This window comes from Mesorhizobium kamtschaticum (genome assembly GCF_056174585.1).
Map to the genome: position 1 here is coordinate 6156744 of NZ_CM149691.1, position 13772 is coordinate 6170515.

Genomic DNA, 13772 nt, shown 5'->3' on the forward strand with positions numbered 1-13772 from the left:
AGTAATGAAACGACTGACTGCAACGCTTTTGCTCGCGACGACGCTGCTCGCCGGGCCTTCCATCGCCAGCGCCGACGGGCTCAACATCGTCTTCACGCACCATTCGTCGGCCTCGAACACGTTCTGGCAGGCGGTGAAGAAGGGCTTTGACGATGCCTGCGGCAAGGTCGAGGCCAAGTGCAACATGATCTTCACCCAGACCGAAGGTTCGGTCGAGCAGCAACTCGCTAACATGCGCGCGGCCCTTGCCGCCAAGCCGGATGCCTTGCTGACCTCGATCGTCGACAACAAGGCGTTCGACGACGTCATCAAGGAAGCGCGCGATGCCGGTGTGTTGGTGATTGCCGTCAATGTCGATGACACCGAAGGCGCCAAGGGCAATGCGCGGCAGGCCTTCATAGGGCAAGGGTTCAAGCCGGCGGGCTATTCGCTCGGCAAGGCAATTTCCGAGAGCTTCCCGAAGGATGGGCCGATCAAGGTTCTGGTCGGTATTTCGGCACCAGGCCAGAACTGGTCGGAAAGTCGCGGCGCGGGTGTGATGCAGTTCCTGGAGGAGTACAAGGCGGCCCATCCCGATCGCCAGGTCTCATGGGAGCGGATCGACAGCGGAACGGATCTCGCGATCACCTCCGATCGTGTCGGCGCCTATCTCAACGCGCACGCCGACACCACCGCATACTTCGACACCGGCTTCTGGTGCGCCGGCGTTGCGCGGTCGCTGCAGGATCGCGGTGTCGCGCCCGGCAAGGTCCTGCTTGGCGGCTTCGACCTGGTGCCGGAAGTTTTGCAGCAAATGCAGAAGGGCTACGTCCAGGCCCTGGTCGACCAGCAGCCCTACATGCAGGGCTTCATGCCGGTGATGGAAGCCTATCTGAACAAGAAGGTCGGCCTGGCACCCTCCGACATCGATACGGGCCAGGGCATCGTGCGCCCGGACCAGGCCGACGCGATCATGACGCTTTCCGCGCAAGGCCTGCGCTAGGCCCACGCGCCATGTGTTCGCCCGGCGGTGTTCGCACCCGCCGGGCGGTCCCTTGCCTCGAATTCCTGGAGCCTGCCTTGAAACGCCTCTTCAAGACCTATCTGGAAAAGCCGGAACTGGCGGGACTGATCCTGCTGGCGCTTCTGGTGGTGATTTTCGAGATCCGCTCGGATGGCGTGTTCCTCAATCAGGACAACCTTCGTGGCATACTCGGCATTCTGCCTGAGACGGGCCTCGTCGCCATCGGCGTCACAATCCTGATGATCAGCGGCGAGTTCGACCTGTCGGTTGGATCGGTGTTCGCGCTGATGCCGATGTGCATGGCCGTCCTCATGGTCGAGGGGGTCCCTTTCCCCCTTGCCTTGCTGGCTGGGCTTGTCGTTTGCGCGGTGATCGGATTCATCAACGGCTATGTGACGATCTGGTTCGAGATCCCGAGCTTCATCACCACGCTCGGCATGCTTTTCATCGCCCGCTCACTGACGATCGTCGTCTCGGGCGGGTTTCCGCCCTTGCTTCCCGTCGATCTGCCGAACTGGCTGTTCACCTCGTTTGTCGGTCCCGGCCATATGTTCCGCATGTCGTTCGTGTGGTTTGTCGGAATTGCCGTGCTGACATCGCTGATGCTTTCCCGGACCAATTTCGGCAACTGGATAAAGGCCACCGGCGGCTTCCATCCCGCCGCCGCCTCGATGGGCATCCCGACCGCAAGGGTGAAACTCGCATGCTTCATGCTTTGCTCGATGCTGTCCGGTTTCGCCGGCATGTTGCAAGTGCTGAGGCTGGGCTCCCCTTTGCCTTCCATCGGCGAAGGTCTGGAACTCCAGGCAGTCGCCTCGGCGGTTATCGGTGGTGCTTCGCTCGCAGGCGGCATCGGCACGGTCGCTGGCGGTATCATCGGCACGATCCTCATCCGCATCATCGACAACGGGCTTGTGCTCTCCCACGTTGATGCGAACTGGTTCAAATTCGCTATCGGCTTCCTGACTATCTTCGCCGTCGTCGCCAATGCCTGGATGCGCAAGCGCGCCAAGGCGATCAAGATGGAGGGCTGACGCATGGAAGACGCAATCATCTCCGTCCGCAATCTTCACAAATGGTACTCCGGCGTCCATGCGCTGAAGGGCGTGAGCCTCGACCTGAAGCGGGGCGAGGCGCTCGGGCTGGTCGGCGACAATGGTGCCGGCAAATCGACGCTCATCAACATCCTGTCCGGCGTCCATACCGCCGATGAGGGCGAGATCCTGGTCGACGGCAAGCCGGTGCGGATCGCCAGGCCGCGCGACGCGATGAACCTCGGCATCGAGACCATCTACCAGTACAATTCCATGGTTCCCACCATGTCGATTGCCAGGAACCTGTTTATCGGGCGGGAACCGACGCGGTTTTCCGTATTCGGCGTTGGCATCCTCGATCAGAAGAAAATGGGCAGCGAAAGCATCAAGGCGATCGCCAATGTCGATTTGCATCTGCGGTCGCCCGACGCATTGGTCGGCGAACTGTCAGGCGGCCAGCGGCAGGGCGTCGCCATCGCGCGCGCCATGCATTTCAAGTCGAAGGTGATGATCCTCGACGAGCCGACCAATCACCTTTCGGTCAAGGAGACCAGCAAGGTTATCGGCTTTGTACGTGGACTGAAGGCACAAGGGGTCACCGGCATTTTCATCAGCCACAACATGCATCACGTTTTTGACTGCTGTGATCGCGTGGTCGCGATGGCGCGCGGCGAGGTCGTGCTCGACAAGCGCATCGAGGAAACCTCCATCGATGAAGTCCACGGCGTGCTTTAAAAGCGGGGAATAGCGATGACGAATTTTTCCGGCAAGGTTGTGCTCCTGACTGGTGGTCTGGGTTCGCTCGGCCGCGCCCAGGCTGCCGCACTTGCCCACGCCGGCGCGCGCGTACTCTTGCTAGACCGACCGGAGAATGCCGAAGGGCCCAGCATCGCGGCGGAATTGGCGGCGGCAAACAAGGGTACGATCGTCTATGTCGGTTGCGACTTGAACCGGTTGGCCGAAGCCGAAGCGACGATCAAGGCGCTCGCCGACGAAGAAGGCGCGATCGACATTCTGATCAACAACGCAGCGCTGATCATCAACCGTCCGTTCGAGGAATTTTCGCTCGCCGAATATGAGGACCAGATTCGCGTGAACTCCTCGGCTGCCTTCGCACTGGCGCGCGCTTGCGCTCCTGGCATGAGGAGGAAGGGCCACGGGAGGATCGTCAATTTCTGTTCAGTGACGCTGAATGGCCGCTGGGAGGGTTATGTGCCTTACGTAGCCTCGAAGGGTGCCATGCTCGGTCTCACAAAGTCGCTGGCGCGGGAATTGGGACCGCACGGCATTACGGTAAACGCGGTATCGCCCGGCGCCGTCGTTTCCGAAGCGGAGGAGCGCGTTTTCGGAGAACGGCTCAAGGAATACAATGATTGGATCCTGACCAACCAAAGCCTTAAGCGCCGTATCGAGCCGCAGCATGTCGCGGATCTCGTGCTGTTCCTTGTCTCCCCGGCCGCGGACATGATCAGCGGCCAGAACATCAGCGTCGATGGTGGCTGGTAGCCGTGGCGCTCCGTCAATGACAAACAGTGATGTGGTCGAACTTGCCGACGGGCGCGCAAGCCTGGTGGTGAGCCCTCGCGAGGGCGCTGCCATCCTGCGCTACGACGCACTGCGCCCCGGCCGGGCGCCGACGCCTCTCATCAAGCCATCGACGGGCCTGCTGACGTTCGGGTCTCAACTGCTGATTCCCTGGTCGAACGGTATTTCCGGCGGCGGCTTCGAGTTTGACGGGCGCTTCCATCCGCTCGAACCCAATGTCGAAGGCGAGCCGTTCCCGCTCCATGGCGACGGTTTTCAAAGGCCGTGGCGGCTGACACGACGAGCCGGCACTGAAATGGAGTTGGTTCTGGAGGACGGAGCGATCGGACCCTATCGCTACCACGCGAGCATCCGCTACGCGCTGGAGGATGGCGCGCTGTCTGCCGTCCTGACCGTCGAGAACCGAGCCGCTATCCGCCTGCCCTACGGGCTCGGCTTCCATCCCTGGTTTCCGCGCCGCCCGCGCACTTTGCTGCAGGCATCGGCGAAGAGGGTCTGGCTGGAGGACGAGCGCCATCTGCCGACGGAGGTTGTGCCGCTCGCCTCCCGCCCGGACTGGGATTTTTCGCACCCTGCGCCGCTTCCAGACGGCTGGGTCAACAATGCCTTCGAAGACTGGAATGGGCGCGCCTCGATCGTCCAGCCGGATAACGCCATCGTCGTCACGGTCGAGGCATCGCCGTCGCTGAACGTCTTCGTTCTCTATTCGCCGGGACGAGACGCCGATTTCTTCTGTTTCGAACCCGTTTCACATCTGGTGGACGCCCATCACGGCAGCGGCCTGACCACACTGGAACAAGGCGGATCGACAAGCGCGCGATTGCGTCTACGCTGGGATGAGCTGTAGCGTCGAATCGGGAGTCGCTAGCGGCGCAAGGACATGGTGGCACAGGCCTTTTCCGTTGTCTGTCGCTCCGGCACATGCCGCCTCAGAGCGAACCGACTTGAAGAAACCGTGCGCACCTTGCAACATTGAACCGTCCTGCTTTCTGACGAGAGATAGAGAACAATGACTGATATGACGTTTCTGCCTGACGATGGTGTCTTCGTCGGCCGTGCTCGATCAGCGGCTGCCTCCCATCCCGTGGTGGTCACGGTGCGTGACGGCACCGTCTTCGACATTACTTCAAGCGCGGCGCCGACCGTGCGGGACATCTGCGAGATGGCCGATCCGGCAGCGCATGTGCGCTCGGCCAAGGGCAAGCCGATCGGCTCGCTCGATGATATCGCGGCAAACAGTTTCGAGGCGACGCGCGATCAGGCAAAGCCGTATCTGCTCTCCCCGGTCGACCTGCAGGCGGTCAAGGCGTCGGGCGTGACCTTCGTCGTCAGCTTGCTCGAGCGGGTGATCGAGGAACAGGCGCGCGGCTCGGCGGAGAAGGCCGACGCCATCCGCGCCGATATTGCCGGGCTGATCGGCCACGACCTGTCGAAGCTCAAGCCCGGTTCGCCCGAAGCCATGGAGATCAAGGCCAAGCTGATCGCCCGCGGCGCCTGGTCGCAATATCTGGAAGTGGGCATCGGCCCCGATGCCGAGATCTTCACCAAATGTCAGCCAATGGCCTCGGTCGGCTTCGGCGCCGATGTCGGTCTGCACCCGGTGTCGACCTGGAACAATCCGGAGCCGGAGATCGCCATGATCGCCGCCTCAAGCGGCAGGATCGTCGGCGCCACCATCGGCAACGACGTCAATCTGCGTGACGTCGAAGGGCGTTCGGCGCTGCTGCTCGGCAAGGCCAAGGACAACAATGCCTCCGCGTCGCTTGGCCCGTTCATCCGGCTGTTCGACGACACGTTCTCGATCGACGACGTGAAGCAGGCCGTCGTGCGCCTGAAGGTCGAGGGCGATGACGGCTTCTCGCTGGAGGGCGCAAGCTCGATGGCCGAGATCAGCCGTTCGCCGGAAGAGCTGGTGGCCGCAGCCATGGGGCCGCACCACCAGTATCCGGACGGGCTGGCGCTCTATCTCGGCACCATGTTCGTGCCGTCGAAGGATCGCGGCGAAAAGGGCAAGGGTTTTACCCACAAGGTCGGCGACATCGTCACCATCTCGTCAGAGAAATTCGGGGCGCTGGTCAACCGCGTGCGGCTGTCGCCCGATTGCCCGCATTGGACCTACGGCGCCAGCCACCTCATGCGCGACCTGGCGAAGGCCGATCTTATCTAGAATCTGTCCGAAACGGCCGCAATCAACACAATTTTATGCGGAATCCCAGTGACGGCGGACGCAATCCGCTTCAAGATCGCGGTGCGGTCGGGGGGCCGTTCCGATGTCCGATTCGCCTATCCTGTTCGTGCGCACCATCGCCAAACGTTTTGGCGGCACGGTCGTGCTCGAAGATATGAACCTTGTGGTCGAGCGCGGCTCGATCCACGCACTGGTCGGCGAAAGCGGCGCCGGCAAATCGACGCTGACGAAAGTGCTGGCGGGCATTGTCCGGCCAGGCCGTGGCGTCATCGAATTTGACGGCAAGACCGCGACCATCGACAGCCCCAATGCGGCGCGCAAGCTCGGCATTGGCGTGGTCCTGCAACAGCCGGGGCTGTTTGCCGAGCGCCCGGTGCTGGCCAACCTCTTCGTCAACCGCGAACCGATCCACAACGGGCTGATCTCGCGGCGCGAAATGGAGGCACGCAGCCGTGACCTGCTTCGCCAGCTTGGCCTCGATGTCGATGTCCATGCCCCGCTCGGCGATCTCGGGTCCGGCGAACGGCAGTTGGTCGCGATCGCCCGCGCGCTTCTGGAAAACCCAAGGCTGCTCATCCTTGACGACCCGAATTCGGCGCTCGACCAGCGTCAGAGCGAGCGGCTGTTCGCGGTGCTGCGGGGGTTGAAAGCCAGAGGCATGAGCATGCTTTACGTGTCGAACCGGCTGGGGGACGCGCTTGCCATCGCCGACCAGCTGACGGTGATCCGCAACGGCCGCGACGTGCTGTCAAAGGCGCGGCAGGAGCTGACGGCTTCCGAGGAAGCGATGATCGGCCAGTTGCGCCAGTCGCTGTTCCCGCTGCCGCTCAGGGCCTTGCCGACGCTTGCCGGCATGCTGCGGCCGGAGATCACGGTCGACGGGCTCAGCGGCGGCATTCTGTCCGGTGTCAGCTTCACGGCCCGCGCCGGCGAGATTCTCGGGCTCGCTGGGTCCGGAGCGCAGGATCTGCTTGCCCTGTTGTTCGGGCTGCGCAAGCCGCGCCAGGGCAAGGTGCGTTTTCCCGATGGCGACGGCTTGCCGAGGACGCAGACGGAAGCGGCGCGGCGCAACATCTGCATGATTTCAGGTGAGCGCGGCAACGGGCTGATGCCCGACAAGTCGATCGCCTTCAACATGGCGAACGTCGTCGTCGGGGCACGCGACTGGGGATCGCGCTGGTACTCGCCCCAAGCAGCGCTCGGCCGCGCCGCACGGCAGATCGAGGCGCTGCGCATCAGGAGCACACCGCAGATGCCGGCGGGCTCGCTTTCGGCCGGTGGCCAGCAAAAGGTGATCATCGCCAAATGGCTGGAAATCGGCCCGCAGATGGTGCTGCTCGACGAGCCTGCCCGCGGCATCGACATCGGCAGCAAGCAGGAGATCTACGCCTTGATCCGCCAGATGGCGGCCAGCGGCTGCATCGTGCTGCTGCATTCCAACGAGCTGTCGGAACTGACCGGGCTCTGCGATCGTATCCTTGCGTTGCACCAGGGCAGACTGGCCGGCGAAATCGCCGGCGACGATATGGATGTGGGCAGGCTTCTGAAGCTGATCACAGCGGGCAAGCCTGCGGACGAAAACCGACAAACCAGCCGGGAGCGTGCAGCATGACCAGGACCGATACCGTGCCGCTGCTTGCCGGTTCAGCGAACCGTCGACCTGGACGCCGTATTCGGCTGCCGGCCGAGACCGGTGCTGTCGTTGCCCTCGCCCTGTTGGTCGCGATGCTGGGTTGGCTGAGTCCCGCCTTCCTCCAACCGGCCAATCTGCTCTCGGTGCTGGGCCAAGCTGCCCTGCCCGGCCTGCTGGCGATTGGCATGGTGTTCGTGCTCGCCACGCGCGAAATCGACCTTTCGGCCGGTGCGGTGTTCCATCTCGCGGCGACCTCCACCGCCTTGATGATGGTTGCCGGAGTGGACCCCTGGCTTGCCGCGCTGGCGGGTGTCGCGGCTGGCGCCGGCCTTGGCCTGATCAACGGCCTGCTGGTGATCGCGCTGCGCCTGCCGGCCCTGCTGGTGACGCTCGGCACATGGTGGATGATCCAGGGCCTGTCGCTCGTCGCCGGCAAGGGACAGACAATCGTGCCGCCAGGCGCGGATGTCCTGGCCACGCTGTCGGGCAAGGCGTTCGTCGTGGTGCCAGCAGTGGGCATCATCTTCATCATGCTGGCGCTGGCGATGCATGTCGTGCTTCACCGCACCCGCTTCGGTTACCGGCTCCAGGCCGTGGGCAGCAATCCGCGGGCGGCCACCTATGCCGGCATTCCAACAGGCAAGGTCAGGGTGCTGACGCTGGTGCTGATGGGGGCAATGGCCGGGCTGGCCGGTGTGATCCATGTCGGCGCCCAGGGCGCCATTGCCCCCGGTGACGGCGGCAGGTTCGCACTGCTGGCGATCGCGGCGGCCATCATTGGCGGCACATCGCTTTCGGGCGGCAACGGCAGCGTCATCGGTGCCGCGATCGGCATGCTGGTCCTGCAGACGATACTGAGCGCCATGACCACGCTTGGCGTGGATGCTATCTGGGCCGCCTTCACCACCGGTGCCCTGGTCGTACTTGCCCTCGCGGTCGACCGGCTGGTCAGGCTGTGGCGCAACTGGCGCGCCGATCGCGCCCGGGACAATCCGCTCGGCTGAGCCTCGAGGCCAATCATCCGGCTGGCCGGAAAAATCACCCCAACTGATGCAATCTGATGGGTCCGTTGATGGCGTCGCGTCAGGCGCCAACTACATCTGCAGATGGAGGCTTGCCATCCGTCGAAAAAGGGGATGCTCTGAGGCATCCGAGCGGCGCTGGCAAAAGACGCAATCCGGCTGAAGCCGGAACAAGGGACGGATCATCTTCAACCGGGAGGAAATCAAATGCTGACAAGACTAAGACTTGTGCTCTACGGCCTGCTGGTCGCGCTGACGCTCATTCCGGCAGCGGCACAGGCCAAGACATTCTACTGGATTTCTCATGGCGGCCCGGCCGATCCGGTCTGGACCTACTTCCTTGCCGGCGCCAAGCAATGGGCCAAGGACACCGGCAACACCGTCAACACCTCGTTCCACAATGGCGATGTCGCCTCGCAGCAGGAAGCGGTTCGCGCTGCCCTCTCGGCCAAGGCCGACGGCATCGTCACCACCAGCCCCGATCCGGGCAGCCTCGTCGAGATCGTCAAGGAAGCCCGCGCGGCCAACATCCCGATCATCAACTTCAACACGCCCGATCCAAAAGCCAATTTCAACGCCTATGTCGGCGGCGACAACGTCACCTTCGGGAAGCATTGGGCGCAATATCTGGTCGACAAGGGGCTGGTGAAGAAGGGCGACTTCGTCTGGATGCCGGTCGAGGTCCCCGGCGCCACCTATGGCGTCCAGGAAGAGGAAGGCATCAAGAGCGTCTTCGGACCGCTCGGCATCACCTATGAAGTGACCGAGGCGACGCTCGACCAGGCCGAAGTGATCAACCGCATGGTCGACTACCTCACCGCCCACAAGGGCAAGGTCAACGCCATCATCGGCCTCGGCGACCTCGTCACCGGCTCGATCAAGCGGGTCTTCGACCAGGTCGGCGTCAAGCCGGGCGAAATCCCGGTCGTCGGCTGGGGCAACTCGCTCGACACCACGCAGGAAGTGCTGAACGGCTACGTCAATGCCGGCCAGTGGCAGGACCCGCAGGCGACCAGCTATGTCGCGCTGTCGCTCGCCAACATGGCCGCGTCAGGCATTCCTCCGGGCTTCAACGTCATCACCGGCGCGCTGTATGAGAAGGACACCGCGCAGGTCTACGACAAGATCCTGTCCGGCAAGTAACATCCCGGACCTAGACAGTCGCGACCGCATCCACGGTCGCGACTGTCTTGTCCATTTGCCGAGCCTCGCCGGATCCGGCGCAGGTGTCAGCCATTCCCATCATGTCGCGGGTTCTCAGTGGAAAATCATTCGCTTGTCCAACGCCTGATCGCGCGGCCTGAATTCGGCCCCTTCGTGCTGCTCGTCATAGAGATCGGCGTTTTCTGGGGCTTCAACCACGATTTCCTGTCGCCGCAGAACATCTCCAACACGCTGGCCTTCACGGTCGAGCTCGGCCTGATCGCGTTGGCGATGACGCTGCTGATGACGTCAGGCGAATTCGACCTGTCCGTCGGGTCCCTGTTCGGCTTCTCGCCGGTGCTGATGTGGACGCTGTTCAACAGCGGCGTTACCTCGCTGGAGATGGGCTTCGTCGCCGCGCTGGTGGTTGCCGCCTTGATCGGCCTAGTCAATGGCTGGTTCGTCACTCAGCTCAAGATCCCGTCCTTCCTGGTGACGCTCGGCATGCTGCTGGTGGTGCGCGGCAGTGCGCTTTTCATCACCGACGGTTTTCCGCAGCGCACCTGGAGCGCCGAGGGCAGCTGGCTGGCGGAGGCGCTGGTCGGCGACTTCTTCATCGGGCCATTCCGCATCTACATGTCGCTGTTCTGGTTCATCGCCGCGGCGATCGCGCTCGGCTATGTGCTGACGCAAAGCCGGACCGGCAACTGGATCCAGGCGGCGGGCGGCAATCCCAACGCGGCGCGCGCCCGCGGCGTCAATGTCAACCGCGTCAAGATCGGCCTGTTCGTGCTGTCGTCGCTCATGGCCTCGCTTGCCGGCGTCATCTCCTCGCTGCGCACGTCTGCCGCCAACCCCAACAGCGGCACCGGTTACGAGCTCGAAGTCATCGCCATGGTGGTGATCGGCGGCACGGCGCTGACCGGCGGGCGCGGCACCATCATCGGCACCGTGCTCGGCATCCTGATCCTGCGCGTGATGCGCAATGGCATCGTGCTGATCGGCGTGCCGGGCCTCGCCTACAACATCTTCATCGGCGCGATCATCCTTGGCATGATGGCGCTCCACTCATGGCTGGAACGCCGGCATCAGGCAGGGACTTGAACCATGGCTGAGCCATTGATCCGCATGCAGAACATCCGCAAGTCCTACGGCCGCGTGCAGGCGCTGGAGGATGCCAATTTCCATGTCAACGAGCGCGAGATCGTCGGCCTGCTCGGCGACAACGGCGCCGGCAAGTCGACGCTGATCAAGGTTTTGTCGGGCGCCGTGCCGCTGACCAGCGGCGACATCTTCATCCGCGGCAAGAAGGTCAGCTTGCGCAGCACCAGCGACGCCATCGCCCATGGCATCGAGACGATCTACCAGGATTCCGCGCTGGTCACGCAATTGTCGATCGCCCGCAATCTGTTCCTCGGGCGCGAGCCGATCAAGCCGCCGCGTTTCCTCAACCGCATGGATCAGGAAACGATGAACACTGTCGCCCGCGACCTGCTCAAGCAGGTCGGCATCTCGAAGAACATTCCGCCGACGACACCGATCGGTTCGCTGTCCGGCGGCGAGCGACAGGCGGTGGCGATCGCGCGCGCCATGCATTTCGACAGCGACCTGATCATCCTCGACGAGCCGACCAACAATCTCGGCGTCGCCGAAACACAAGGGGTGCTGAGTTTCGTGCGCAGCGCCCGCGATTCCGGCCATTCCTGCATCTTCATCGCGCACAACATCCACCATGTCTTTCAGGTGGTCGACCGCATCGTCGTCATGCGCCGGGGCAAGGTGGTCGCCGACGACATCGACCCGAAGAAGACGACCGTGACGGAAGTCGAACGGATCATCACCGGCATGTCGGACAAGGAAATCCGCGACGCCGTCGCCGACGGCAAGCCGGCGCACTGAGGACGGGCGGACGCGTCTTGTCGCAGCAGCCGAATGCGTCGCGCGGTGATGGGTGTCGATCATCCGCCCCTCAGATCGCATCGCCTGTCACATCACCTATCCCATGGCTTGTCTGGCGCGCCATCGCATCGGCGCATAGGGTTGCGGCATGAAGGCCACCGTCTCCGACATCGCCAGGAATTGCGGGCTCTCGACAGCGACGGTCGACAGGGTGCTCAACAATCGGCCGGGCGCCAGCGCCGCCAACCGGCAGCGCGTCATGGAGGCCGCCAAGCAACTCGGCTATCTGCCGGTCGCCGACCAGGTGACGCTTCCCTCGAAGCCCGCGAACCTCGAATTCTTCCTGCCGATCGGCAGCAACGCCTTCATGCAGGATCTGGCAAAACACATCGAGGATTATGCATCGCGCCTGCCGTTGGTCGCGTCCTGCCGGATCCACAACCTCGCCGGCATCTCGCCAAACGCGCTGCAGAGCGCCGTCGAAAACCTGTCGCTGAGGGCCAATGGCGTCGGTGTCATCGCCGTCGACCATCCACGAACCCGCAACATCCTGCGCGACATTGTCGAGGCCGGCATCCGCCTGGTGACGCTGGTGTCCGATATTCCGGCCGCTCCCCGCTCGGCCTATGTCGGCATCGACAACCGGGTGGCGGGGCGAACGGCGGCACTTTTGATGGGGCGCTTCCTCGGCGGCCGCGAGGGCCATCTGGCGATGGTCGTCGGCTCGCGCTCCTACCGCGGCCATGAGGAGCGTGAAATGGGCTTTCGCTCCGTGCTCGACGAAGAGTTTCCCAACCTGATCGTCAGCAGTGCCGTCGAGGTCAATGACGAGCCTGATGCCAGCTATGCCGAGACCATGAAGGCGCTGCGCAACCAGCCGGAACTGCTCGGCATCTATTGTGTCGGGGCCGGACGCTCCGGTGTTGCGAAAGCCATCCGTGAAGCCAGGCCCAACCGCAAACCGGTGTTCATCTGCCACGACCTGACGCGGGAAACGCGCGGCTATCTCATCGACGATCTAGCCGATGTCGTCATCGACCAGAACGCCAGGCTGATCGCCGAACAGTCGGTCATCCGCCTGCTCGGCTCCATTGCCTCATCGGCACCCTACCTGACACGTAAATTCATCGAGCCGCGCCTCATCTTCAGGGAAAACGTGCCGGTGCAGTGAGGCCGGGCCGCCTGGCAAAGCTTGGTCTCCCGCATTTGTAGGATAATTGGCACGGCAAATCTGCACAGCTGCTATGCACAATTCATTGTTGCCGAATCATTGGGCAACTCGTATGTTCTGGTTGTCGGCCATCTACTCCTCCCAGATGCGATGCCGACGCTGAATGGGGTGCACCTCCTCCCGCGCCACATTCGAAATCGAGCCCGCTGCCACCTCCTCCCGGCAGCGGCTTTTTTCGTTCAAACGGGGAAATAGCCGTATTACCGACGCCAAAGCGCGCCACCCATCGCGCTTCACCGCACGATGGAATGGCGCGTCAACAGCGGTTCAATTCAACCGGCGGCAGTGCCCCGGAAGGAAACGATCAGCCCTTCGGCCATGCGCACGAACTGCGTGCTCGGCCCTTCGGTGCCCACCGTCTGCACGCTGACGCGCGCGCCTTCAAGCAGCAGCGACAGCGTATCGGCGAGAAGCTCAGCCTGACCGATGCCGGCATCCCGGCACAAAGTCACAAGGCGATCGCGCTGGGCTTCCTTGAGTTCCTTGATGACACGCCTGGCCGGATGGTCAGGCTCGGTCAGTTCGGCAGCGGCATTGGCCATGTCGCAGCCGCGGCCGTCAGCCTTCAGGCAATCAGCGGCCATGCGGATCCAGGCATGCAACTGGGCGAGCTTGTCACCGGGAAACTCGGCCTCGAACGTTTCCCACATCGCGCCGGCCTTGGACGCCGTGGCGCGCAGGCACTCGACGATCAGCTCGTCCTTGGATTCGAAGTGACGATAGAGCGTCATCTTGTTCGTGCCGGCAGCTTCGGTGATGGCGTCGACACCGACGCCCTTGATGCCATGCTTGTGGAACATGTCACGCGCCGTCTCCAAGATTCGATCCCGGGGACGTGAGCGCTCCACGACGCCGTCTGTCATCATGATCTCCTTTCGTTTCCTAAAAACCACGGCCACCTCTTGACTAGGGTGTTACCGGTCTGTAACTATGCAGATGTTACTTACTGGTAACACCTATGTCGCCTTCCGTCAATAACAAGGCCGTGAACTGGTCCTGCCAGATCGGAATGAGCGAAAAACTGCGGTTCATGCGGCTCCGGCCGGTGAAGAGATGAAAAACGGTTCGCGAGCA

Annotated in this window: 13 protein-coding genes; 12 read left to right on the plus strand and 1 reads right to left on the minus strand. The window is 63.1% G+C overall.

Annotated features, from left to right (window positions below):
* Nucleotides 1–4: 4 nt before the first annotated feature.
* The 12 genes from AC0V7N_RS30705 (at nucleotide 5) to AC0V7N_RS30760 (ending at nucleotide 12638) form a co-directional block, all read left to right on the plus strand.
* Complete coding sequence (locus tag AC0V7N_RS30705; protein ID WP_475451923.1) at nucleotides 5–982, plus strand: sugar ABC transporter substrate-binding protein; 978 nt, start codon at nucleotides 5–7, stop codon at nucleotides 980–982.
* 77 nt (nucleotides 983–1059) lie between these two features.
* Nucleotides 1060–2037 (plus strand): ABC transporter permease, encoded by a 978-nt coding sequence (locus tag AC0V7N_RS30710; protein ID WP_027058271.1) that lies wholly within the window; start codon nucleotides 1060–1062, stop codon nucleotides 2035–2037.
* Nucleotides 2038–2040: 3 nt separating this feature from the next.
* Nucleotides 2041–2772, plus strand: coding sequence for an ATP-binding cassette domain-containing protein (locus AC0V7N_RS30715; RefSeq protein WP_475451926.1), 732 nt, complete (start codon nucleotides 2041–2043; stop codon nucleotides 2770–2772).
* A gap of 15 nt (nucleotides 2773–2787) precedes the next feature.
* Nucleotides 2788–3543 (plus strand): SDR family oxidoreductase, encoded by a 756-nt coding sequence (locus tag AC0V7N_RS30720; protein WP_496627477.1) that lies wholly within the window; start codon nucleotides 2788–2790, stop codon nucleotides 3541–3543.
* Between the two features lie 16 nt (nucleotides 3544–3559).
* On the plus strand, nucleotides 3560–4429 hold the full coding sequence (locus AC0V7N_RS30725; RefSeq protein ID WP_475451929.1) for an aldose 1-epimerase: 870 nt from the start codon (nucleotides 3560–3562) through the stop codon (nucleotides 4427–4429).
* A gap of 162 nt (nucleotides 4430–4591) precedes the next feature.
* Nucleotides 4592–5749, plus strand: coding sequence for a fumarylacetoacetate hydrolase family protein (locus AC0V7N_RS30730; RefSeq protein WP_475451930.1), 1158 nt, complete (start codon nucleotides 4592–4594; stop codon nucleotides 5747–5749).
* Between the two features lie 103 nt (nucleotides 5750–5852).
* Nucleotides 5853–7382, plus strand: a complete 1530-nt coding sequence (locus AC0V7N_RS30735) for a sugar ABC transporter ATP-binding protein (RefSeq protein ID WP_475451932.1) — start codon at nucleotides 5853–5855, stop codon at nucleotides 7380–7382.
* The gene (locus AC0V7N_RS30740; RefSeq protein ID WP_475451933.1) at nucleotides 7379–8407 is read left to right on the plus strand and encodes an ABC transporter permease; all 1029 of its coding nucleotides are present in this window, start codon (nucleotides 7379–7381) and stop codon (nucleotides 8405–8407) included. Before AC0V7N_RS30735 ends, AC0V7N_RS30740 begins: the two co-directional genes overlap by 4 nt.
* Before the next feature lie 225 nt (nucleotides 8408–8632).
* Nucleotides 8633–9568 (plus strand): substrate-binding domain-containing protein, encoded by a 936-nt coding sequence (locus AC0V7N_RS30745; RefSeq protein WP_475451935.1) that lies wholly within the window; start codon nucleotides 8633–8635, stop codon nucleotides 9566–9568.
* Nucleotides 9569–9685: 117 nt separating this feature from the next.
* Complete coding sequence (locus AC0V7N_RS30750; RefSeq protein WP_475451936.1) at nucleotides 9686–10672, plus strand: ABC transporter permease; 987 nt, start codon at nucleotides 9686–9688, stop codon at nucleotides 10670–10672.
* Nucleotides 10673–10675: 3 nt separating this feature from the next.
* Nucleotides 10676–11467: an ATP-binding cassette domain-containing protein gene (locus AC0V7N_RS30755; RefSeq protein ID WP_475451937.1), complete on the plus strand. Its 792-nt coding sequence runs from the start codon at nucleotides 10676–10678 to the stop codon at nucleotides 11465–11467.
* A gap of 148 nt (nucleotides 11468–11615) precedes the next feature.
* Nucleotides 11616–12638 (plus strand): LacI family DNA-binding transcriptional regulator, encoded by a 1023-nt coding sequence (locus AC0V7N_RS30760; RefSeq protein WP_475451939.1) that lies wholly within the window; start codon nucleotides 11616–11618, stop codon nucleotides 12636–12638.
* 332 nt (nucleotides 12639–12970) lie between these two features.
* Here the strand turns inward: AC0V7N_RS30760 and AC0V7N_RS30765 are convergent, their stop codons facing one another.
* On the minus strand, nucleotides 12971–13561 hold the full coding sequence (locus AC0V7N_RS30765) for a TetR/AcrR family transcriptional regulator (protein WP_475451941.1): 591 nt from the start codon (nucleotides 13559–13561) through the stop codon (nucleotides 12971–12973).
* Between the last annotated feature and the right edge of the window lie 211 nt (nucleotides 13562–13772).

What these genes read in the sequence shown, in the direction of transcription:
- AC0V7N_RS30730 (WP_475451930.1), top strand. Translation starts at nt 4,592, where the DNA reads ATGACTGATATGACGTTTCTGCCTGACGATGGTGTCTTCGTCGGCCGT.
- AC0V7N_RS30715 (WP_475451926.1), top strand. Translation starts at nt 2,041, where the DNA reads ATGGAAGACGCAATCATCTCCGTCCGCAATCTTCACAAATGGTACTCC.
- AC0V7N_RS30740 (WP_475451933.1), top strand. Translation starts at nt 7,379, where the DNA reads ATGACCAGGACCGATACCGTGCCGCTGCTTGCCGGTTCAGCGAACCGT.
- AC0V7N_RS30765 (WP_475451941.1), bottom strand. Translation starts at nt 13,561, where the DNA reads ATGACAGACGGCGTCGTGGAGCGCTCACGTCCCCGGGATCGAATCTTG.
- AC0V7N_RS30720 (WP_496627477.1), top strand. Translation starts at nt 2,788, where the DNA reads ATGACGAATTTTTCCGGCAAGGTTGTGCTCCTGACTGGTGGTCTGGGT.
- AC0V7N_RS30725 (WP_475451929.1), top strand. Translation starts at nt 3,560, where the DNA reads ATGACAAACAGTGATGTGGTCGAACTTGCCGACGGGCGCGCAAGCCTG.
- AC0V7N_RS30735 (WP_475451932.1), top strand. Translation starts at nt 5,853, where the DNA reads ATGTCCGATTCGCCTATCCTGTTCGTGCGCACCATCGCCAAACGTTTT.
- AC0V7N_RS30705 (WP_475451923.1), top strand. Translation starts at nt 5, where the DNA reads ATGAAACGACTGACTGCAACGCTTTTGCTCGCGACGACGCTGCTCGCC.
- AC0V7N_RS30760 (WP_475451939.1), top strand. Translation starts at nt 11,616, where the DNA reads ATGAAGGCCACCGTCTCCGACATCGCCAGGAATTGCGGGCTCTCGACA.
- AC0V7N_RS30755 (WP_475451937.1), top strand. Translation starts at nt 10,676, where the DNA reads ATGGCTGAGCCATTGATCCGCATGCAGAACATCCGCAAGTCCTACGGC.
- AC0V7N_RS30745 (WP_475451935.1), top strand. Translation starts at nt 8,633, where the DNA reads ATGCTGACAAGACTAAGACTTGTGCTCTACGGCCTGCTGGTCGCGCTG.